This is a genomic window from Kribbella sp. NPDC020701 (assembly GCF_055562215.1).
Genome location: NZ_JBVHFT010000012.1, coordinates 135,823 through 154,745, shown reverse-complemented (window position 1 = coordinate 154,745; position 18,923 = coordinate 135,823). Strand labels below are relative to the sequence as shown.

General features: G+C 67.2%; 20 protein-coding genes. 11 read left to right on the top strand and 9 right to left on the bottom strand.

What is annotated here, in order from left to right:
- Positions 1-2: 2 nt before the first annotated feature.
- Positions 3-863, bottom strand: coding sequence for a TolB family protein (locus tag ACZ3HV_RS27645; protein WP_465688130.1), 861 nt, complete (start codon positions 861-863; stop codon positions 3-5).
- Positions 864-908: 45 nt separating this feature from the next.
- Between ACZ3HV_RS27645 and dnaG the strand changes: the two genes are divergently transcribed.
- The 4 genes from dnaG (at position 909) to ACZ3HV_RS27625 (ending at position 7,375) form a co-directional block, all read left to right on the top strand.
- Complete coding sequence (gene dnaG / locus ACZ3HV_RS27640) at positions 909-2,822, top strand: DNA primase (RefSeq protein ID WP_465688128.1); 1,914 nt, start codon at positions 909-911, stop codon at positions 2,820-2,822.
- Between the two features lie 174 nt (positions 2,823-2,996).
- Positions 2,997-3,239, top strand: coding sequence for a hypothetical protein (locus ACZ3HV_RS27635; protein WP_465688126.1), 243 nt, complete (start codon positions 2,997-2,999; stop codon positions 3,237-3,239).
- A 1-nt stretch (position 3,240) separates the two neighbouring features.
- Positions 3,241-3,927: a peptidoglycan-binding domain-containing protein gene (locus tag ACZ3HV_RS27630; protein ID WP_465688124.1), complete on the top strand. Its 687-nt coding sequence runs from the start codon at positions 3,241-3,243 to the stop codon at positions 3,925-3,927.
- 163 nt (positions 3,928-4,090) lie between these two features.
- The gene (locus ACZ3HV_RS27625) at positions 4,091-7,375 is read left to right on the top strand and encodes a S8 family serine peptidase (RefSeq protein ID WP_465688122.1); all 3,285 of its coding nucleotides are present in this window, start codon (positions 4,091-4,093) and stop codon (positions 7,373-7,375) included.
- A 41-nt stretch (positions 7,376-7,416) separates the two neighbouring features.
- Here the strand turns inward: ACZ3HV_RS27625 and ACZ3HV_RS27620 are convergent, their stop codons facing one another.
- Both ACZ3HV_RS27620 and ACZ3HV_RS27615 read right to left on the bottom strand, forming a co-directional pair.
- Complete coding sequence (locus tag ACZ3HV_RS27620) at positions 7,417-7,818, bottom strand: sodium:calcium antiporter (RefSeq protein WP_465688120.1); 402 nt, start codon at positions 7,816-7,818, stop codon at positions 7,417-7,419.
- Positions 7,819-7,856: 38 nt separating this feature from the next.
- Positions 7,857-8,492 (bottom strand): TetR/AcrR family transcriptional regulator, encoded by a 636-nt coding sequence (locus tag ACZ3HV_RS27615; protein ID WP_465688118.1) that lies wholly within the window; start codon positions 8,490-8,492, stop codon positions 7,857-7,859.
- An 86-nt stretch (positions 8,493-8,578) separates the two neighbouring features.
- Here ACZ3HV_RS27615 and ACZ3HV_RS27610 point away from each other — a divergent pair, with 86 nt between their 5' ends.
- Positions 8,579-10,045, top strand: coding sequence for an MFS transporter (locus tag ACZ3HV_RS27610; RefSeq protein WP_465688116.1), 1,467 nt, complete (start codon positions 8,579-8,581; stop codon positions 10,043-10,045).
- A gap of 18 nt (positions 10,046-10,063) precedes the next feature.
- Here ACZ3HV_RS27610 and ACZ3HV_RS27605 read toward each other — a convergent pair whose 3' ends face one another.
- The 3 genes from ACZ3HV_RS27605 to ACZ3HV_RS27595 form a co-directional block, all read right to left on the bottom strand.
- Positions 10,064-10,246, bottom strand: coding sequence for a hypothetical protein (locus ACZ3HV_RS27605; protein WP_465688114.1), 183 nt, complete (start codon positions 10,244-10,246; stop codon positions 10,064-10,066).
- A 149-nt stretch (positions 10,247-10,395) separates the two neighbouring features.
- Positions 10,396-10,950, bottom strand: a complete 555-nt coding sequence (locus tag ACZ3HV_RS27600) for a hypothetical protein (protein ID WP_465688112.1) — start codon at positions 10,948-10,950, stop codon at positions 10,396-10,398.
- A gap of 102 nt (positions 10,951-11,052) precedes the next feature.
- Complete coding sequence (locus ACZ3HV_RS27595) at positions 11,053-11,247, bottom strand: hypothetical protein (protein ID WP_465688110.1); 195 nt, start codon at positions 11,245-11,247, stop codon at positions 11,053-11,055.
- A gap of 390 nt (positions 11,248-11,637) precedes the next feature.
- Between ACZ3HV_RS27595 and ACZ3HV_RS27590 the strand changes: the two genes are divergently transcribed.
- The 3 genes from ACZ3HV_RS27590 (at position 11,638) to ACZ3HV_RS27580 (ending at position 13,611) form a co-directional block, all read left to right on the top strand.
- Positions 11,638-11,967: a hypothetical protein gene (locus ACZ3HV_RS27590; protein ID WP_465688108.1), complete on the top strand. Its 330-nt coding sequence runs from the start codon at positions 11,638-11,640 to the stop codon at positions 11,965-11,967.
- Positions 11,968-12,001: 34 nt separating this feature from the next.
- Complete coding sequence (locus ACZ3HV_RS27585; protein WP_465688106.1) at positions 12,002-12,328, top strand: hypothetical protein; 327 nt, start codon at positions 12,002-12,004, stop codon at positions 12,326-12,328.
- Positions 12,329-12,447: 119 nt separating this feature from the next.
- A complete protein-coding gene (locus ACZ3HV_RS27580; RefSeq protein ID WP_465688104.1) occupies positions 12,448-13,611 on the top strand; it encodes a phosphotransferase family protein in 1,164 nt (387 codons plus the stop codon).
- 285 nt (positions 13,612-13,896) lie between these two features.
- On the opposite strand, the gene ACZ3HV_RS27575 is transcribed toward ACZ3HV_RS27580, so the two are convergent.
- A complete protein-coding gene (locus tag ACZ3HV_RS27575) occupies positions 13,897-14,424 on the bottom strand; it encodes a DinB family protein (protein ID WP_465688102.1) in 528 nt (175 codons plus the stop codon).
- Between the two features lie 418 nt (positions 14,425-14,842).
- Here ACZ3HV_RS27575 and ACZ3HV_RS27570 point away from each other — a divergent pair, with 418 nt between their 5' ends.
- The 3 genes from ACZ3HV_RS27570 to ACZ3HV_RS27560 are packed head-to-tail and all read left to right on the top strand — an operon-like array spanning position 14,843 to position 16,420.
- Positions 14,843-15,631, top strand: coding sequence for a helix-turn-helix transcriptional regulator (locus ACZ3HV_RS27570; RefSeq protein WP_465688100.1), 789 nt, complete (start codon positions 14,843-14,845; stop codon positions 15,629-15,631).
- 22 nt (positions 15,632-15,653) lie between these two features.
- Positions 15,654-16,043 carry a VOC family protein gene (locus tag ACZ3HV_RS27565; protein ID WP_465688098.1) on the top strand — a complete coding sequence of 130 codons (390 nt, stop codon included), beginning with the start codon at positions 15,654-15,656 and terminating at the stop codon, positions 16,041-16,043.
- Positions 16,043-16,420 (top strand): hypothetical protein, encoded by a 378-nt coding sequence (locus ACZ3HV_RS27560; RefSeq protein ID WP_465688096.1) that lies wholly within the window; start codon positions 16,043-16,045, stop codon positions 16,418-16,420. Before ACZ3HV_RS27565 ends, ACZ3HV_RS27560 begins: the two co-directional genes overlap by 1 nt.
- A 231-nt stretch (positions 16,421-16,651) precedes the next feature.
- On the opposite strand, the gene ACZ3HV_RS27555 is transcribed toward ACZ3HV_RS27560, so the two are convergent.
- Positions 16,652-17,227, bottom strand: coding sequence for a hypothetical protein (locus ACZ3HV_RS27555; protein ID WP_465688094.1), 576 nt, complete (start codon positions 17,225-17,227; stop codon positions 16,652-16,654).
- A 186-nt stretch (positions 17,228-17,413) separates the two neighbouring features.
- Complete coding sequence (locus ACZ3HV_RS27550; RefSeq protein WP_465688092.1) at positions 17,414-18,706, bottom strand: chloride channel protein; 1,293 nt, start codon at positions 18,704-18,706, stop codon at positions 17,414-17,416.
- Positions 18,707-18,923 lie beyond the last annotated feature (217 nt).

The following is an 18,923-nucleotide window of genomic DNA, read 5'->3' as shown; positions in this document are numbered from 1 at the left end:
CCCTAGATCGGGTAAGCGACGTACGCGAACTGTCTGCTGTCCGGCGACCAGCTCGGCACGTTCATCGTGCCCTGGCCGCCGAACAGCGTCGCGATCTCCCGGATCTCGCCCTCGGCGGTGAGCAGCCGCAGGCGTACGTCGGCAATGTCAGCTGGATGCCCCTGGACACCGGGAGGGAAGCTGACGTAGACGATCGCCGACCCGTCCGGCGCGGGATGCGGGAACCAGTTGACCCGCTCGTCGAACGTCAGTTGCTCGGCCGCGCCACCGCCGGCCGCGATCCGGAACAGCTGCGCGTGTCCCGGCGTGGTCGACGCCCGCTCAGAGTTGAAGTAGATCCACTTCCCGTCCGGGCTGTACTCGGACCCGTCGTCCGCGTGCTCGTCATCGGTGAGCTGTACGTCGTCCCCGCCGGCCGCCGGAATCGTCCACACATTGGTGATCCGGCGACCGTCCACCTGCTCCAACCCGATGTACGCCAACGTCGCGCCGTCCGGCGAAACCCCATGCAGGTAGTGGTGAAACCCGGGTCCCCGATCGTTGGTCACCCGGCGAGGCAATCCGCCTTCGAGCGGTACGGCGTACAGATGTCCGTCGTCTGCCGACACGTAGACCGTCGTCCCGTCCGGACTGACCACGTGGTCGTTGTTGATCGCCGGCACCCCGCCGAGATCGATCTCCTCGAGCCCACCGTCGACCCGGAACAGCCGTCCGTCCCCGTTGACGATCAGCTCCCCGCCGGGCGTCCAGTTGGGCGCTTCGAAGAGGAGATCGGCGGAGCTGTAGACCAGGCGGCGCTCGCCGGTGTCCACCTCGACGACGTAGAGCTCGGACTTTTGACCAGGGCGAAGAGTACGCGGCACGGTATCCAGGTTAAGTCCACCCCGCCCGCGTCGTAGACTCGCGGGGTGGCAGGCCGGATCAAGGACGAGGACATCGCGCTGGTGCGCGAGCGGGCCCGGATCGACGACATCGTCGGCTCGTACGTGACCTTGAAGAACGCCGGCGGTGGTTCGCTCAAGGGGTTGTGCCCGTTCCACGACGAGAAATCGCCGTCGTTCAACGTCACCCCGGCGCGCGGGTTCTTCTACTGCTTCGGCTGCCAAGAGGGCGGCGACGTCATCGACTTCATCCAGAAGATCGACCAGATCAGCTTCTCCGAAGCGGTCGAGACCCTGGCCTCGAAGGTCGGCATCCAGTTGCGGTACGACGACTCCGGCGCGCCGATCCAGCGGGGCCCGGGCAACCAGCGGCCCCGGCTGGTCGAGGCGCACAAGGTCGCCGCGGAGTATTACGTCGAGCAGCTGTTCGGCGCGGCCGACGCGTCGTCCGGCCGGCAGTTCCTGGACCAGCGCGGCTTCGACAAGGACGCCGCCGTCCACTTCGGGGTCGGGTTCTCGCCGCGCGGTGGTGAGGCGCTGACCAACCACCTGCGCGGCCGCGGCTTCACGAACGCGGAGCTGGTCTCGTCCGGCTTGTCCGCCGAGGGTCAGCGCGGCCTGTACGACCGGTTCCGCGGCCGGCTGATGTGGCCGATCCGGGACGCGTCCTCGGACGTGATCGGGTTCGGTGCCCGCCGGCTCTTCGACGACGACCGGATCGAAGCGAAGTACCTGAACACTCCCGAGACCCCGATCTACAAGAAGTCCAAGGTCCTGTACGGCGTCGACCTCGCCCGCCGCGAGATCGCGAAGGGCCGCCAGGCCGTGGTCGTCGAGGGCTACACCGACGTGATGGCCTGCCACCTGGCCGGCGTACAGACGGCGGTCGCCACGTGTGGGACGTCGTTCGGCGAGGATCACGCGCGGGTCCTGCGGCAGTTGCTGCTCGACCACGACCAGTTCCGCGGCGAGGTGATCTTCACCTTCGATGGTGACGAGGCCGGTCAGCGCGCGGCGCTCAAGGCCTTCGCCGGCGACCAGGCCTTCGCCTCGCAGACGTACGTCGCGGTCGAGCCGGACGGACTGGATCCGTGCGACCTGCGGCTGCAGAAGGGTGATGCCGCGGTCCGGGAGCTCATCGGCCGGCGGGTTCCGCTGTACCGCTTCGTGCTGACGAATGTGCTGTCGAAGTACGACCTGGATCGCGCGGACACGCGGATCGACGCGCTGCGGGAGGCGGCGCGTCTGGTGATCAGCATCCGCGACCGGTCGAAGGTGGACGCCTTCACCCGCGAACTGGCCGGGCAGCTCGGCATGGAGGTCGACCAGGTCCGGTCCGAGGTCCACCGGGCGGCCTCGCGAGGTGCGGCACCGACCGACCGTGTTCACAATGATCGTGGTCAGGGCGGGCAGCCGCTGGAGGGGGCTCAGCCGCCGCCTCCTCGCGTCGAGATCCCGTCGCCGCGGGACCAGCGGTTCGTGATCGAGTGGGACGCGCTGAAGGTCGCGATGCAGTATCCGCTGCTGGTCGGGGTCGCCTTCGACGAGCTCGACGACCACGACTTCACGCATCCGTGGCTGGCCGCCGTCCGGGTCGCGATGGCGAAGGCGGGTGGTCCGGCGGCCGCGGCTCCCGGTGAGGCGTGGGTGGTCGCCGTACGCGATGCCATTGGCAACGATCCGGCCGCGGCGGTGGTGAGCGCGCTGGCTGTGGATCCGTTGCGGCTCGGGCGTGAACCCGACGAACCGTACGCGCAGGCGTTGCTCGCCCGGTTGCAGGAGCTGACCTGTGCGCGCCGGATCCAGGACCTGAAATCCAAGCTGCAGCGCACGAATCCGATCGATCGCGCCGACGACTACAACCGGATGTTCGGCGAGCTGATCGCGCTGGAGGCCTACCGCGCCGACCTCCGCAAGACCGCCATCTCCGGCGCCCTCTAGTCCTTGCCGCCCAGGTGTGACACGAGCCTGGCCGCCTGCTCGGCGTGCAAAGCGGTTTGAGGCCGGCTGAGAATCTGAGGGTTCTTGCCGCCGATCTGAGGGTTTCCCTCGGATGTCGCAGGGGTGGCGTGAGCGTAGTTGTGGGAGGAACAGCAAACAGGGGGAGGTTTCGCAATGAGCGAAGTAGTGGTCGACAGTTCGCAATCTGTCGACGTGCTGGACGAAAGTACGCTGCTGCCGTTGAGCAAGTCGGCGGGAGTGATGGCCGATGACCCGGCGCTCGACAGCGAGTTCGCCGAGCCGGTCGGGAACAGCGATGAGACCGCGCTGGAACCGGGCGAGGAGCCTGGTCAGGAGACGCGGCCCGACGATGTCGTGAAGTCGGCCGACGAGGTCGATCCGGAAGGGGATGAGTGAGATGGCGATCCGCACCGGGCAGGCCGCGATCGACTTCGCGAAGGGACAGGTGGCCAACCCGTCCCAGGATTGGTTCCGCCAGTGTCTGGTCTTCGTCCGGCGTTGCTTCAACGTCGGACCGCTGTACGGGTCGGCCGAGAAGGGCTACTTCGGGGCCGATCTCAGGCACGGCACAACCGGTACGCCACCGCTCGGAGTCCCCGTCTGGTGGACCAACGGAGGTGACGGCCACGTCGCCATCAGCGCCGGCGACGGGATGTGCTTCAGCAACGACATCAAGCGGCACGGCAAGATCGACAAGGTCGCGATCTCGTTCATCACCCGCACCTGGGGACACCGGTACCGTGGCTGGAGCGAGGACGTCAACGGAGTCCGGGTCTGGCGGCCCAATGCCCCAGCACAGCTGCCGGTCGTCGACCTCAGCAACGTCATCGACGCCGCCCGCCGTGACCAGTTCCGTCCGAGTGGGGACGGGCTGCACGAGCGCGACGTACTGATCGTCGAGAAGGCGCTGCGGCACCAGGGCCTCAAGGCGGCGGAGTTCGTCGACGGCTACGCCGGTACCGAGTTCCGCAAGGCCTACGCGCTCTTCCAGAAGGCCACGGTCCCACCGCCGTTCGACGGCATCCCAGGGAGGCAGAGCCTGACGAAACTGGGCGCACGCAACGGCTTCCGCGTCATCGACTGACCGCACGACAGAACCGACGGCGGGCGGTGCCACGTCCGCCGTCGGTTCGCCGTGCCTTGCCGGCGCGAGCGTACGGCGAAGCAGTTTGGGGCCAGGTCTTGCGCTCGTGAGGGTGACAAGGTCCACTGCTGGCAGCTCATCGGGCCAGGGGAGGACCGCCACCATGTCTCTGTCAACGATGCCTGCGTACCGCCGGAAGGCGCGGCTTGCGGCCGTGTTCGCCGCGGTGCTCGGGTTGGCAACCGCCACCGTCACCACAGTTCCAGGGGCCGCGGCACGACCGGGGGGAACCGGCAGTGCCGCCGCCACCGCAACCGATCCACATCCGAAATCGGACCAGGACCTCGGCGATGCCGACCGGGCCAGGCTCGCCGCGGCACAGGCCGCGGGCAAGAAGACCGTGACGCTGTTGGTCGCGGCTGAACGCGACCACTTGTCGGCCGCCGCGGACCAACTCCGCGCTCTCGGTGGCGTCGTGCTGAAGTCCGACGCCGCCGTCGACTACCTCAAGGTCGAGATGCCCGTCGGGAAGGCCGAGCAAGCCGCCAAGGCGAGCGCGGTCGAGGCGGTCGACGTCGACGGCCTGTTCAAGATGGACGATCCGCAGCCGGACGGGACTCAGCTGCCGATCCCGCAGACGCCGCCCAGCGCGACCACACCGCGCGTCAACCCATACCTGCCGACCGGTGACACGCAGGCCGCGCAGTTCGCGCTGGCGAACCCGAAGTGGGACGGTCGCGGCACCAAGATCGCGATCCTGGACTCGGGTATCGATCTCGACGTACCGGCCCTGAAGACCACGACGACGGGTCTGCCGAAGATCGTTGACTGGTACAACGCGAACTCCCCGACCTCGGGTGACGCGACGTGGATCAGTACGACCGGACGATTCAACGGCACGTTCACGGCCGGCGGCCGGACCTGGACCGCGCCGGCGACCGGTGGTCCGTACGCCCTCGGTCTGCTCCGTGAGGCGGCGGGCGAACTGGCCCAGGGCGAGCTCGGCGGGGACGTCGACCGGGACGGCGTGACCGCTGAGGCGATCGGCGTACTGCAGGACCGCACGACGAAACGCGTGTACGTCGATACCGACCAGGACGGCGACTTCACCGACCAGACCTCGATGATCGACTTCAAGGTCAACCGCGACACGGGTCACCTCGGCACCGACAACCCGGCGACGGCCGTCAACGAGAGCGTCCCGTTCGTCGTGGTGACCGATCGATCGGTGTACAACCCGGACTCGGATGCGGGCTCGGTGGTCAACCTGGGCATCGCCGGTGCGCAGCACGGCACCCACGTTGCCGGTATCACCGCGGCCAACGGACTGTTCGGCGGCCAGATGAGCGGTGCTGCCCCGGGTGCACAACTGATGGCGGTCAAGGTCTGCCTGACCACCACCTCCTGCACCAGCAGCGGCCTGATCGACGGTGTGCTGTACGCCGCGCACAACGGCGCCGACGTCGTGAACATCTCGATCGGCGGTCTGCCGGGGCTCAACGACGGCAACAACGCCCGGGCGGAGCTCTACAACCGGACGATCGACGAGTTCAACATGCAGATCTTCCTCTCGGCCGGCAACAGCGGCGCCGGGGCGAACTCCGTCGGCGATCCGGCGGTGGCCACCAACTCGATCGCCGTCGGGTCGTACATCACCAAGGCGACCTGGCTCGCGAACTATGGCTCAGATCCCTTGAACAACAAGGGTTTGCACCCGTTCTCGTCGCGTGGCCCGCGGGAGGACGGCGGCTTCAAGCCGGACGTCATCGCGCCGGGTTCGGCGATCTCCACCACGCCGCTCTGGCAGCCCGGTGGTCCGGTGGCCGGCACGTACACGCTGCCGCCCGGCTACTCGATGCTGAACGGCACGTCGATGGCCGCCCCGGAGACCACTGGCGCGGGCGCGTTGCTGGTCAGTGCCTACAAGGCGACGTTCGGGACTCGTCCGACCGCGGCCGCGTTGCGGAGTGCGATCCGGTCGAGTGCGGCGTACCAAAGTCAGCTTGGCGCCTACGAGCAGGGCGCGGGCCTGGTCCAGGTGACGGATGCTTGGAAGGAGCTTCGTGCTGGGCAGCGGCCGAACGCGATCACCGCGTCCGTTCCGGTGAAGACGGTGCTCAGCGGTCAGCTGGCGACGCCGAACGTCGGTGTCGGCATCCACGATCGTGAGGGCGTCACCCGTGGGGTCAAGTACGTCCGCACGTACACGCTGACCCGGACGACAGGGCGCAACCTGCCGATGCCGCACCTGGTGCGGTGGGTGGGCAACGACGGCACCTTTACGTCGCTACCCGCGGTCTTCCTGCCGTTGAACCAGCCGGTTTCGTTCGCCGTGCAGATCAATCCGTTCAGTACGGGCGCGCACTCGGCGGTCCTGCAACTCGACGACCCGACCACACCGGGCATCGACCTGATGACCATGAACTCGGTGTTCGTACCGACCGACCTGACGGCGGCCAACGCGTACACGTTCCAAGCCAGCGGCAAGGTCGGGCGGGACGCGACTCGCAGCTACTTCGTCCGGGTGCCGCCCGGCGCGAGCGCGCTCAAGGTCGACCTGACCGGCGGCGGCACTCAGGCCGGCGCGGGACAGATCCGCTTCCTGCGGTACAGCCCGCAGGGCCTGCCGGTGGACAGCAACGCGAGTACGAGTTGCTACGACCCGGATGCGGGCGCCGGCTGCGCCGGTGGATCGCCGCACAGCCGTACGGTCGTCAACCCTCAGCCGGGTGTCTGGGAGCTCGTCGTCGAGGCACGCCGTACCTCGGACGTCAAGGAGGCGCCGTTCGACCTGTCCGCGACCGTCCTCGGTACGACGATCTCGCCGAACCCGGACGTGGTGTCGTCCGCGGCGCTTGGTGTACCGGTCGTCCGTAATTACACGGTCTCCAACCAGCTCGCCGGATTCACCGGCCGGCTTGTTGGTGGCGGTGCCTTGGCCAGCGCACAGACCCAGCGTCCGACGATCGGCCACCTGGCAACGCAGACGTTCGACGTCACGGTGCCGGCGGGCGTCACGTCGTACACGATCCGTACCGGGAACGCGTCCGATCCACAGGCGGACATCGACCTGCTCGTCTATCGGTGCGCTCCCACGTGCGTCCTGGTAGGCGCCAGCGGCGGCGCAACAGCTGTCGAACAGGTCACGCTGGCCAACCCGGTAGCGGCCCTCTACCGGATCGAGGTAGACGGCTTCAACGTGCCGAGCGGCAGTACGGCGTACGACCTGGTCGACTCCTACGTCTCGCCGGCGCTCGGCAGTCTGGTGAGCCCAGACACCAACGCCAATCACCCATCCGGCTCGTCGTGGTCAACCACCGCGACCCTGACCGTCAACGCCGACCCCGGCGCCGGCCGCACCATCACCGGCACCCTCACGGTCCAAACCGACACCAACGCCACCATCGGCACCGGCTCAGTCATCGTCAACTCTGTCACCGGTCCCTAACCCGTGAGCCGTCGGCGGACGCACCCGCGCCCGCCGACGGCTCAGGCACGGGAGACGAGGAGCCAGGCGAGGTAGGCGACGTACGCGGCGACGAACACGCCGCCTTCGATTCGGGTGATTCGGCGGCCTGACATGAAGACCGGTATGCAGGCGACTGCGGCGCCGACCATGAGGAGGAGGTCGCCGCCGAGGATCTCGTCGGGGACTTCGACTGCGCCTGGTGCTACGAGGATCGTGACGCCGAGGATGATGGCGATGTTGTAGACGCTGGAGCCGAGGAGGTTGCCTAGGGCAATGTCGCGGTTGCCTCGGAGCGTGGAGACGATCGTGGTGACCAGTTCGGGGGCCGACGTACCGATCGCGATGATGGTCAGGCCGATGATGGCATCGCTGACTCCGAACCCACGATCAGCAGAGCGCTCGACATCAACCCACCGTCTCACGCCCCCGACAGCGGGCCAAGCACCTGCCGGCCCGCCAGTCAGGCCCGCCAGCGGTCGGTCAGTTCGTCATTGCTGGGTGGCGGTCCCGGGAGTTCCGAACCGCTGCCCGGTCGTTCCCCGGGCCGATGCATCGCCTCCAGCATCAGGGTGAGATACCGATGCCGGAGCTGGTTCGTCCGAGCCTCGTCGCCGAGTTTGATCGACGTGATCTGCTCCAGGATCACCGCGAAGTCCTCGACCACGATCCCCGGCCGGAGGTACTCCTTCGTCCGCGCGTAGATGGCCTGGTTCAGCTCAGCCGCCCGAGCGGCGTCCTGCCAGAGGCCGGGCGTCGGGGTGAACGTTCCCGCGAGCCGTTGGGTCAGTGAGTTGGTGTCCGCGTCGACCAGCGCGTGCAGGAACGCTCCGAACGCAACCCAGGGCTCGCGGTCATCGGCGAGAGCCTTCTCCGACTCCTCGATGTACCTGCCCAGCCCATCGCTGCAGAGTTTGCGGAGCAACTCCTCCTTGCTCGCGTACCGCCGATAGAGCGCGCTGATACCGACACCGGCGCGCTCCGCCACGGCGGCGATCGGGGCACCGGGATCGGCGATGAACACCGCCCGGGCCGCGGCCAGGATCACTTCGTCGTTGCGGGCCGCCTGCGCCTGCCGGCCACTGAGAGCTCTCGTCATGTCACCAGGATACCACTTGAACGGAATGCTCCGTTCCGCTAGAGTTGGAACAGAACATTTCGTTCCGTTTGGATCTGGAGCCGATGATGACCGCAGTCGCAGAACTCCCCGGTAGCTCCGCTCTCGAGCTGGCCCCGCGTCGCCCCCGCAGCCGCTGGTTCGCCTTCTCCGCGGTCATCACCGCGTCGGTGATGGATCTCCTCGACTCGACCGTCATGAACGTCGCCGCCCCCGCCATCCGCGCCGACCTCGGCGGCTCCTACGCGAGCCTTCAGTGGATGGCCGCCGGGTACACGATGGCCCTGGCGGTCCTGCTCCTCGTCGGCGGCCGCCTCGGCGACCTGCTCGGCCGCAAGCACGCGCTGCTGATCGGCGTCGGCGGATTCACCGTGACCTCGTTCCTGTGCGGCCTGGCGGTGTCGTCGGAGATGCTGATCGCCGCGCGCGTCGCTCAGGGCGCGTTCGCCGCGATCATGTTGCCGCAGGGCTTCGGACTGGCCCGGGACCTGTTCGAACCGGTCGAGCGAGCCAAGGCGTTCGGGTTCTTCGGTCCGGTGATGGGTCTGTCGGCGGTGATCGGCCCGATCGTCGGCGGCACGCTGCTCGACGCGGATCTGCTGGGGATCGGCTGGCGGGCGATCTTCCTGGTGAACATCCCGGTCGGCATCTTCACCTTCGTCGTCGCGGCCAAGTACCTGCCGAACATCCAGCCCACCGGCCGCCGGATCTCGCTGGACGTTCCCGGACTGCTGATCGCCGGCGCCGGCCTGGTCGCCCTGGTCTATCCGCTGGTGCAGGGTCACGAGATCGGCTGGCCGCTGTGGTCGAAGGCGCTCCTGGTCGCCTCGGTGCCGATGCTCGCCGGGTTCGGCGTCTACCAGTCCCGCCGGCAGCGCATCGGCGCTCTGATCGAGCCCCGTCTGCTGCGGAGTCGCTCGTACCTGTCCGGCGTGTTCTTCGCGGTGGTCTTCTTCGGTGCGATGGCCGGCACGTTCGTCCTGGGCATGTTCCTCCAGGTCGGCCTCGGCTACACCCCGATCCACGCGAGCCTGGCGATGGCGCCGTGGGCCTTCGGGGCGTTGATCGGCTCGGCGGTCTCCGGGATCACGATGCAGAAGTACGGTCGCAAACTGCTCCACATCGGCCTCGCGCTGATGGCGATCGGCCTCATCGGTCTGTACGTCGTACTGACGCTGGCCGGCCTGAACGTCGGGCACTGGGATCTCGCGGTGCCCAACCTGATCGGCGGAGCCGGTATGGGGATGGTCTTCGTCCCGCTGTTCGACATCATCCTGGGCGGCGTCCGGGACGAAGAGGTCGGCTCGGCCACGGGCCTGCTGGGCTCGCTCGAGCAGGTGGGTATCGCGCTCGGTATCGCGGTGATCGGTTCCATCTTCATGGGCAAGGTCGCCCACGAAGAGCCCTCCACCCGCGCCCTGGCTGCGCTCGACGGGACCCTGGCCGCGCTCCTCGCAACCGTCGGCGGAATCCTGCTCGCGTTCGCGGTCGGCTTCCTGCTCCCCAAGACGGCCCGAGCCGGCGCCTCGCACTGATCCCCATCGGCTGGTGGTTCAGCGTGGCTCGGCGAATTGCCGGAGGGACTGCGTCATCGCGGCACGATCCGGATAGCCGTGCTGAGCACCAACTGTGTAGATGTAGTGCCGGTCGCTTTTCGTCAACGCGGCGACGTACCAAACGGGACTGCCCGCGGCCAGCATCGCCACTATCGTTCGGTGTTCGGGTGTCGTGCACATGCTGACCCTCCTCAGTTCGGTGTTGGCCCTGACAGTGATTCGGAACAGATGAACTGCTGGACTGCGCAGTTGTTGCGTCAGATTCGTACTGGCGTCCGGACCTGTGTGAGCCGGTCCGCGGCTCGGCTCACACAGATGTTCTTCCATGCTCAGAAGCACGCCTCGGCGTAGTAGCACGGCGGCTCATACCACGGGTCGGGCGGGGGCGGGTCGACGAAGAAGATGCGGAAATGCGCCTGGTTCTGGATGAACCGCCCCGAGTTGCCCGTGAGGTAGTTCGCTCGGACCGTCCAGACCTCTCCTGCAACGGTGTGCCTGGCAAGGCCGACCGTCGTCTCGTTCGCGACGCAGTTGCTTCCGGCGACTCGGCCATTGAAGACGAACGACCCGCTCACGTTGCTCTCGACGGTCCACGCCGGCGAGGTGTACGAACGCAGGCCATTGCCACCGACCCGGAACGAAGTCCAGTCGCCGGTGAACATCTGGTAGTCGTCAGTGCCACCGTCGACCGGCTGATCCTCGGTCCGCACGCTCGTCGGGTACACCGACGTCAGGTAGACGTGCCCGTTGGTTCGGCACCCCGTCGCCTGGGCGGACTCCGCACCAACGACCGAGACCGCCGCCACCGGGACCAACACGGCCGCCACGGCGGCAAGCCGTCTCACCGACCGCCGCCAGCGGCCGGATGTACGCGTTTGTTGCATAGCTGTTTCCTTCCCCACAGATGCAGATCGGTCGACCGGTCGATCGAATGGACACCCGACCTTCGACACCACCGATCCCGCAGATGGCCGGCGTACGCCCCTTCAGGGGCAGGTCTTCTCGTACGGCCGATCGCCGAAGGCCTGACTCCACTCGTCCGCACTGAGATTCCGCCCGGCCAGGTTCGCCGGCCGCCAGCAGCTCACGAGCCCGTACCACCGCGCGATCGAATCGCTGCGCATCGATCTCATCGAGCGGAACGACGAGCCGGTACCCCAGCGGCAACGTTTCGATCGCATGCGCGCCGAGAACCTTGCGAAGCCGGACCACACAGCCCTGCACGATCTTCTGCCATGACGGCGGCAGCAGCTCGCCGCCCCACAACACGTCGGCGAGCTGCTCTGCACTGACGACCTCCCCAGGGTTCACCGCCACCGCTGCGACCACGACTTGGTCACGTCGCCCGAGAGCCTTCTGATCCCCCTCGATCGTGAGCGGGCCCAGTACATCGATGCCCACTCCTCGACTGTCGGCCTCCCACAGCAGGTCGTCAACGGCCGAGTTACCGCCGTGATACCGCGCTCAGGCGTCGCGATACCACCTTGCGCGACAACAGGAACACCGAGCGACCGGCGTACCCGGACCGCAGCGAGCGGCCCCGCCGGACTCGAGGACAGGGAGACCGAATCATGAACCACCGCATCACGGCGATCGCAGTCATCCCCTTCGCCTTCGCTTTCGCCTTCGCAACTGGCGGACCGGCGACGGCGAGTCCGGGCGATCCCCAGCCGACGCAGCAAGTTACTCCGTGGCCGGACGAGGGGTCCGGCTATCCCGGGTACGCCGACCAGCCGGCCACAGGACCGGCACCAGTCGAACCGGTCAATCAAGCGACTGCACTCGATACCACCTCGATCGCTCTCGGCGCACTCGGCGGCATCGCCCTCGGTGGAGCCGCGCTCGGCATCACCCTCGGCGTACAGCGACGCCGCGACCACTCGGCGCCGCACCCGACCTGAACTCGTACGCCGCGACCACCTGAAAGGAGGAATCATGAACCGCAAGTACTGGGCCATCGCAGGGTCCGCGCTCGCACTGGGCGCTGCCACGCTCACCGCTACCGAAGCGTCGGCACGACTAGCCCCGGAGCCAGGGTCCGGGTCCGGGTCCATAACAATGCCGGACTGCCACTGGGCCTACCACCCTGCCTGCAAGGAGCCCCCGCTGCCGGGGCTTCCCGCCGAGGCGGCGCTCGACCCGGGCCCGTCGAACGACGGCGGAGCCGAGGCCCGACAGGCGGGCGCATCCGCACTCGGCACCGCCGGCCTCGCATTCGCCGCCATGTGGCTGTACCACCGCCGCCATGCACCGGACATCTAAACGAGTCGCCGTACCTGCGCGCCCACCAGGTACGACGCATCCGTGTCACCCGCGTAGAACTCTGCCCGGCGGGTCTTCGTGGTAGGGCGGGCGGGACTCGAACCCGCGATCCAGAGATAATGAATCCGACGGCTGTTGCCACACGGACCAACTTGAGGCTCCGAGAGTTCGTGGCTCGACCTGATCTGGCCACTCTGCCCACACCATTTGACTCCAGTTGGCCCCACGCCATCGGCACCTCGCGGGACACTCTCGCTGCGCCGGCACTGAGTCGACCTGGTATCGCCGGACTAGAAAACCCTTATCGCCGCAGGCCCCTGACGAATAGGCTCGCGCTCATGACCGACGGCGACTGGAGGGATGGCGGGTTCAGGCAGCGTCGGCCCTCCGTGGAGACTCTCGCCTGGGTTGCGGCGTCGATGGGTCGGGGCAGTCGCGTCGTTGGCTATCGCCGATTGACCGGTGGCGTCTGCTCCGCCGTGCATCGGCTGACTGTCGAGCGACGTGGAATGCGAACGTTCGTCGTACTGCGGCAGTACCCGGGAGGGCTTGGCCTGCAGGGGAGCTTGGAGAAGGAGATCGCCAACCTTGGCGTGGTGGTGGGAAGCGGGCTCCCGGTTCCGAGCATCCTGGCTACTGATGTTGCTGGTGCTTCGACGGTGGGCGCGCCATCGTTGCTGATGACACGGTTACCGGGGCATGTGCACCTCAATCCGGCGGAACCTCGGTCGTGGATGACGAGGATCGCGGAGATTGCCGTATTGCTGCATTCCCTCGATCTCCCCGCGAAGATGTTCAGACCTTGGACGGATTCTTGGATCGCTCCTCTAGACGGGTTTCAGGTGCCGGTCGACGCACAGAAGCCGGCTGTGTGGAAGGCGGCGTTTGGTGTCATGGCGGCGCCGCCGCCAAAGGACACTGCCGTCTTTCTGCACTGCGATCTCCTGCCTGTCAACATGCTGTGGTCGCGCGGGAGGATTACTGGACTGACCGACTGGAACTCCATCCATCGGGGGGCGCGCGCGATTGACGTCGGGCACTGTCGGCGATACTTGGCGGCGCTCTACTCGCCCGAGTGGTCGGAGCAGCTTCGGTCGCTCTATGAGTCGATCGCCGGGGTGACTCTCGATCCGTGGTGGGACCTGTATGCCCTGCTGCACTATAACGATAGCGGGCCGAAGTGGATCCGTGGTCAGGTCGCTGGGCGCCGTCCCGTCGATGTGCCCGGCATGACTTCCCGGGTCGAGGTCGCTATCGAGACAGCGCTACGGCGCCTCGGATAACTGCGGGTTCCCTGCTGTTCGCCCTTCCGGTTCTGGCATGCCGCACAGACCCCTGCACGAAGGCCGGTCGCACTCGCATCAATCACCGGCTAATAACTAGCCCAGTAGAGCCACCAGCCGGGGCATGTCATCACACCATGCTCGCCGATCGGGTCACTGCAGACCTCGGGTACGGTTACCCCCCGACAATCGAGCCTTTCACCGAACCACCTATCTGAGACGGTGCTGGCCGTGGGCCAAGGACATCTCGCGCGCGTCCGGCCGGTCGTGTCCAGTCGGGAACGCCTATCGGGCGTTGCGTACGGACAGCGGGTCGGTTAAGAGGTCCAAATGGCCGACATGGCATGCGGTCTCTTCCAGCATGTGCACCATCACCCAGCGAAGTGTCACGGGACCCTTGCCGAATGATGGCCGGGGCGCGGTCGTGTCGAGGCTAGGAAGTCGACTTGCGACGCCGCGGCTGCGCGCGCACGCGGCACGGTAGAGCTCGACGATTTCCCCGACGGTGTCGTCGGCCGCGGACTCGAGGTCCCACTCCGGCTGCGTGTCGAACGGCGCGGACGCCCAGGGCTCAGGCAAATCACCGCCGCCGACGCGCGCGATGAACCAGTGGTCCTCCATGTGCGCGAGATGCTTCACCACAGCGCCTGGTGTCAGATTGGTTGCCGGCAGAGACTTGGATTGCGCCTGCTCGTCCGTCAGCCTCCCGAATCGGGTGAGCACCCGATGACGATACTGATCAAGAAACTGGCTGAGGGTGGTTCGCTCGTCAGCGTCGAGGTCGGGGTAGAACTGTGCTTCGTCCACGGACATCTAGGCGTTGATCCTTCCGTGATGGTTCCGGGTGGCAGCGCCGGGAATCAGATGCGGTTGGTCTCAACGTATGCCAGGCCGAGCTCGGCGTTCAGTGCGGGCGGCTCGCCAACTGACCCGAAGGCAACGGTTTATCCGTCTGACCGGTGGTGGATCCTCTTGCGGGCAACTGTTGATCATGGAGTGCCACGGCAACGTCCGCGAGTACAACGTGGCATGAGGATTGATCATGAACGGTCTCGACCCAGTACGACACCGACGCCGACCGGATCAACCGCATCCTCACGGGTTCATCCGAACTCGTTCGATTCCGCGGGCCGATCCCGCTTCAACCTACTGACGAACGGCCGGAGGCTTATCAGGACGCCTTTGACCCAGAATCTCAGCAAATGTCCCCGCTCGCGCCTACGCTGCGAGCATGAACCGCATCGACCGTTTGTACGCCGTGGTCGAGGAGCTGCGGGCGGCGGGTGCCCGTGGCCGTACGGCGCGGCAGCTGGCCAGGCATTTCGAGGTAAGCATCCGTACCATCGAGCGCGACCTCAGTGCGCTTGGGCAGGCCGGCGTTCCGCTCGCGACCAAGCAGGGCCGAGGGGGCGGGTTCACGCTGGACCGCTCGATGAGCCTCCCGCCGCTGAACTTTACTCCGGGCGAGGCGGCGGCCGTGGCCGTGGCGCTGAGCCGCAGCGAGCACGTGCTCTTCACCAAGGACGCCCGCAGCGCACTGCAGAAGATCGTCGCGGCGATGCCGGAGCGAGCACTCGCGGAAGCGCGTGCCGCTGCCGAGAAGGTGCGGTTGCTGGTTCACCCGGTGCCCGACCCCGACGCCGAGATCGCCGAGACGATCTGGCGCGCTGTGCGCGACAACACCGTGCTGCGCATCCACTACATCGACGTCGGCGGGATCGAGACCGAGCGCGAGGTCGAGCCCCAGCATGTCGTGGTCGGCCCCAACGGCTCGTACCTGACGGCCTGGTGCCATCTGCGGCGAGACGACCGAGTGTTCCGGATGGACCGCATCACCCGCGCCGCGAGGGCGGCGTCGGCGCCGCGCCCGCAGCGTGTCGTCCCGGAACTGTTCGTTGACGGCCACGAGACCAAGCTGCCGGCGTCGGCGTTGCGTCCCGAAGATCTTCTGCCAAACACCGACATAGGGCTGTCGCGAGGGGTTGAGACGGTAGGTGTGACCCGCCGCCCCGGTGGGTGAACCGAGGCATAAGGAGATCGTCATGACCAACCCCGCTCCCGGAACCCTCGCCTGGTTCGAGGTCGCCACCAGCGACCCCGACGGTGCCCAGAAGTTCTACGGCAGCCTCTTCGACTGGAGCTTCGAGGCCGACGGTCCTGCGGCGTCCGGCGACATGGACTACCGCAACATCAAGGCCTCCGGTGCCGACCGCCCGATGGGCGGCATCTTCGGCACCGGTGGCCAGGTGCCCGGTCACGCCGTGTTCTACATCCTGGTCGCCGACGTCGAGGCCACCTGCGCTGACGCCGAGCAGCTCGGCGGCTCGGTGCTGAGCAAGCACCTTGACCCCGGCCCGGGCGCGCCGACGTTCGCCTATCTGCGCGACCCGGCGGGCAACACGTTCGGCGTCTTCACCCCACCGGCGGCCTGATGGCTGAAAGCCGGAAGGGCACGTCCCCGTCGGGGCCATCCGTCGGGGACTACGCCCGCGACCTGTACGACGAACTCACCGACGACCTGCTCTACGACCCCGCCATCGGCCGGGCAACGATGATGGGACACCCGTGCGTACGGTTGGCCGGACGATTCCTCGCCGCCTACGACGACAAGGCGGGCTCCCTAGTCGTGAAGCTGCCTCACGAGCGGGTTGGCGAGCTCGTCGACGATGGTGACGGCGACCCGTTCGCGCCCGCCGGCAAGGTCTTCCGCGAGTGGGTCTCGATCCCCACCGGCGATCCCGAGCTATGGCGCATCTTGCTCACCGAAGCCGTCGACTTCGCGCGGAAGTCACTACGCGACGAGCGGTGAATGTAGACGCCGCCGTCGATCGCTGAGTAATCACTCACCAGATTCCCGACCCGGCCGGCCCCCTGCAATCCCAGCCGGTTGGGGTGGGTCTGCAATATTGTGGCCGTGGACAAGTGGTCGCCCGAACTCATGCGTCGTACGACGAACGACGCGGAGACAAAGCGAGGTGCCGCGCGGCGGGGCGTACGCCGCGCACTATTCACCGGACCTGGCCTGACCGCTTGGCCGCCGCTAGCTGAGCGCCGGAACCATTGCCGCGCAGAGGTCGTCCTGCCGGCCGGTCTGCAGGAGAATGTCAGGGCGCCCGATCTTGACGTCGTCGGACCGGTCCGTCAGCGTGCCGGCATAGTCGTACACGATCTGGTAGCGGAACAGACCGGCCTGACGGGCGAGCGTCTTACCGTCCTCGGCGTACAGCACGACGGTGCCGGTGTTGTTCACGACGAACGTCAGCGTGCCATCGCCGTTATCCGTAACGTGGAGCTCCTGGCCCTGCCTCTCGCTGACCTGGGTCACCGACTTCCCGTTCGCCGGGTTGGTGTAGACGTCCGTGTCTTGCGCCTGTACCTGAAGGTGGGGCAGACCGTCGGCGCCGCGTGGGGTGAACTTGTCCCGACCCTCAGACGCGCCCTCGAGCTGGACGGTGAGACCGGCCACGTCACAGAAGTCTTCGGTGACGTCGCCATACGTGTCGTGGAAAGGCTGCCACTCGGTCGGCGCGGCCGAGGCGCCCGCCGTACCGACCGTGGCCAAGGCCAAGCCGGCCAGTGATGCGACCGCATTTGTCATCGCACGAGATCGCCCCATGATGTCCCTCCCGGGTGGTTGGTGGGAGGCACTCCGAAGCTGACCCCATTTCCTGGCATACGCCTGGTCCATGCGGTGCGCAATGGTCTGTCAGAGTCCGCCGGACTTCACTCTCACCGAAATCTGTTCAGGATTCCGAGATCATGTCCGAAAGAGTGATATTCGATCACATCCACCGTCGAGGGATTATGGGTTTGTCTCCCGACTGGTTGATGGGCTGGTCTTGGGGCGATTGGCTGCGACGTATTTCACCGACTCCATCGCGAGGAAGGCGGTGATGACGGCGAGCAGGATGGGTGCGGTCTGCAGTGCGCCCAGTTGGCTCATGAACGCGGCAAGCAGTACGAGCGCGAAGGGCGCGGAGACCAGCGATCCGGGAACTGCGGCGAGCATGCATGTGAAGGCCAGTCCCAGGGGCATGTCGGGGAACACTTGGTGCACGAATACGCCCGCCGTCCCGCCGATGAAGAGCGCTGGGAAGATCGGCCCGCCGACGAATCCACTGGCTTCACAGACGGCGAAGGTGATGATCTTGGCGACGACGAGGGCGGCCAGTAGACCGGCGCCGAGTGTCCCGCCGGTTTGCAGGACTGTGGTGAGTTGATCGCTGCCTGTGAACATGGTCAGCGGCAGGATCACGCCGACGAGGCCGAACACCAGGCCGCCGATCATTGGCCGAACGATGGCCGGCACTTTGAGTTGGCTGAACATCCTTGCTGCCAGCTTCATCGCGGTGGCCAGCAGCGTCACCACTACCGCCGCGAACAGGCCCAGGCCGATACCGGCGAGCAGCTGCCAGTCCTCGAAGGTGAAGGCGGGCACCGCGTAGGCGTCAAGGAAGAAGGCGCCCGCGACGACGAAGTAGATCGCGAACGAGACGCTGGAGGAGACGATGGTGGCAGCCAGCGTCTTGGTCATCCGTTGCCCGCCCGGGCGGGCAACCTCCAGGATGAGCATGACCACGATCAGCGTGCTGGAGAACAGTCCGCCGTAGGTGCCGGCGAACCCGGCCAGCGTGTTCACCTTGCCGTCCTCGTCGTTGAGCCGTCGCCTCCGGCCGATCCACCCGGCGGCGCCACCGCCCATGGCTCCGAGCGCCTGCTCGGGGCCTAGGCTTGCGCCGCCGATCAGCGAGGCCGCCGAGACGACCACGATCCCGGGTACCGATCGGCCGTCAACGTGCCCGTGCTCAAGGTCGTCGATCAAGCTCGGGATCTTGTCTGGCAGGTGGGTCCACCGGCGCAGGAGGCCGACCACGACTCCCGCGGCGGCCGTGACCCCCAGCCACCACCACTGCCCGCCGAACCAGCCCGGATCCGAGACCGTGTACCAGTTGTCTCCGAGCCCGAGCAGTCCCATGAACAGCAGGGCGGCGCAGGCGCCGAAGACGCCGAGTCCGAGTGCGTTCACCATGAGTACCCAGAACTGTGGTGTCTGAGGGAACGGCGGTGCCGGCGCCGATCCTGAGGTGGCGTTCATGAGGTGTGTTTCCTCTGCCTCGTCCGCATCTGGGCCCCCTTCAATAGAGACGTCCCCCGGCCCCGTTGTCTCACTCAGTGTCCACCGACCCGCCCTCGGCGCGACATGCCGACAACCTGCCGCCGTTCGGGTACCGGAATCGCGGAATGTCGGATCGGGCCGGGTCATCCGCTAGGGGTGACGCGGCATACCAGGCGGGCGGCTCGCGGCGACACCG

Excerpts from the sequence above, each read along its gene's own strand:
- ACZ3HV_RS27570 (WP_465688100.1), top strand. The coding sequence starts at position 14,843 with ATGAACCGCATCGACCGTTTGTACGCCGTGGTCGAGGAGCTGCGGGCG.
- ACZ3HV_RS27580 (WP_465688104.1), top strand. The coding sequence starts at position 12,448 with ATGAATCCGACGGCTGTTGCCACACGGACCAACTTGAGGCTCCGAGAG.
- ACZ3HV_RS27635 (WP_465688126.1), top strand. The coding sequence starts at position 2,997 with ATGAGCGAAGTAGTGGTCGACAGTTCGCAATCTGTCGACGTGCTGGAC.
- ACZ3HV_RS27565 (WP_465688098.1), top strand. The coding sequence starts at position 15,654 with ATGACCAACCCCGCTCCCGGAACCCTCGCCTGGTTCGAGGTCGCCACC.
- ACZ3HV_RS27605 (WP_465688114.1), bottom strand. The coding sequence starts at position 10,246 with ATGTGCACGACACCCGAACACCGAACGATAGTGGCGATGCTGGCCGCG.
- ACZ3HV_RS27560 (WP_465688096.1), top strand. The coding sequence starts at position 16,043 with ATGGCTGAAAGCCGGAAGGGCACGTCCCCGTCGGGGCCATCCGTCGGG.
- ACZ3HV_RS27625 (WP_465688122.1), top strand. The coding sequence starts at position 4,091 with ATGTCTCTGTCAACGATGCCTGCGTACCGCCGGAAGGCGCGGCTTGCG.
- ACZ3HV_RS27590 (WP_465688108.1), top strand. The coding sequence starts at position 11,638 with ATGAACCACCGCATCACGGCGATCGCAGTCATCCCCTTCGCCTTCGCT.
- ACZ3HV_RS27575 (WP_465688102.1), bottom strand. The coding sequence starts at position 14,424 with ATGTCCGTGGACGAAGCACAGTTCTACCCCGACCTCGACGCTGACGAG.
- ACZ3HV_RS27615 (WP_465688118.1), bottom strand. The coding sequence starts at position 8,492 with ATGACGAGAGCTCTCAGTGGCCGGCAGGCGCAGGCGGCCCGCAACGAC.
- ACZ3HV_RS27585 (WP_465688106.1), top strand. The coding sequence starts at position 12,002 with ATGAACCGCAAGTACTGGGCCATCGCAGGGTCCGCGCTCGCACTGGGC.
- ACZ3HV_RS27630 (WP_465688124.1), top strand. The coding sequence starts at position 3,241 with ATGGCGATCCGCACCGGGCAGGCCGCGATCGACTTCGCGAAGGGACAG.
- ACZ3HV_RS27610 (WP_465688116.1), top strand. The coding sequence starts at position 8,579 with ATGACCGCAGTCGCAGAACTCCCCGGTAGCTCCGCTCTCGAGCTGGCC.
- ACZ3HV_RS27595 (WP_465688110.1), bottom strand. The coding sequence starts at position 11,247 with ATGCGATCGAAACGTTGCCGCTGGGGTACCGGCTCGTCGTTCCGCTCG.
- ACZ3HV_RS27555 (WP_465688094.1), bottom strand. The coding sequence starts at position 17,227 with ATGGGGCGATCTCGTGCGATGACAAATGCGGTCGCATCACTGGCCGGC.
- ACZ3HV_RS27550 (WP_465688092.1), bottom strand. The coding sequence starts at position 18,706 with ATGAACGCCACCTCAGGATCGGCGCCGGCACCGCCGTTCCCTCAGACA.
- ACZ3HV_RS27600 (WP_465688112.1), bottom strand. The coding sequence starts at position 10,950 with ATGCAACAAACGCGTACATCCGGCCGCTGGCGGCGGTCGGTGAGACGG.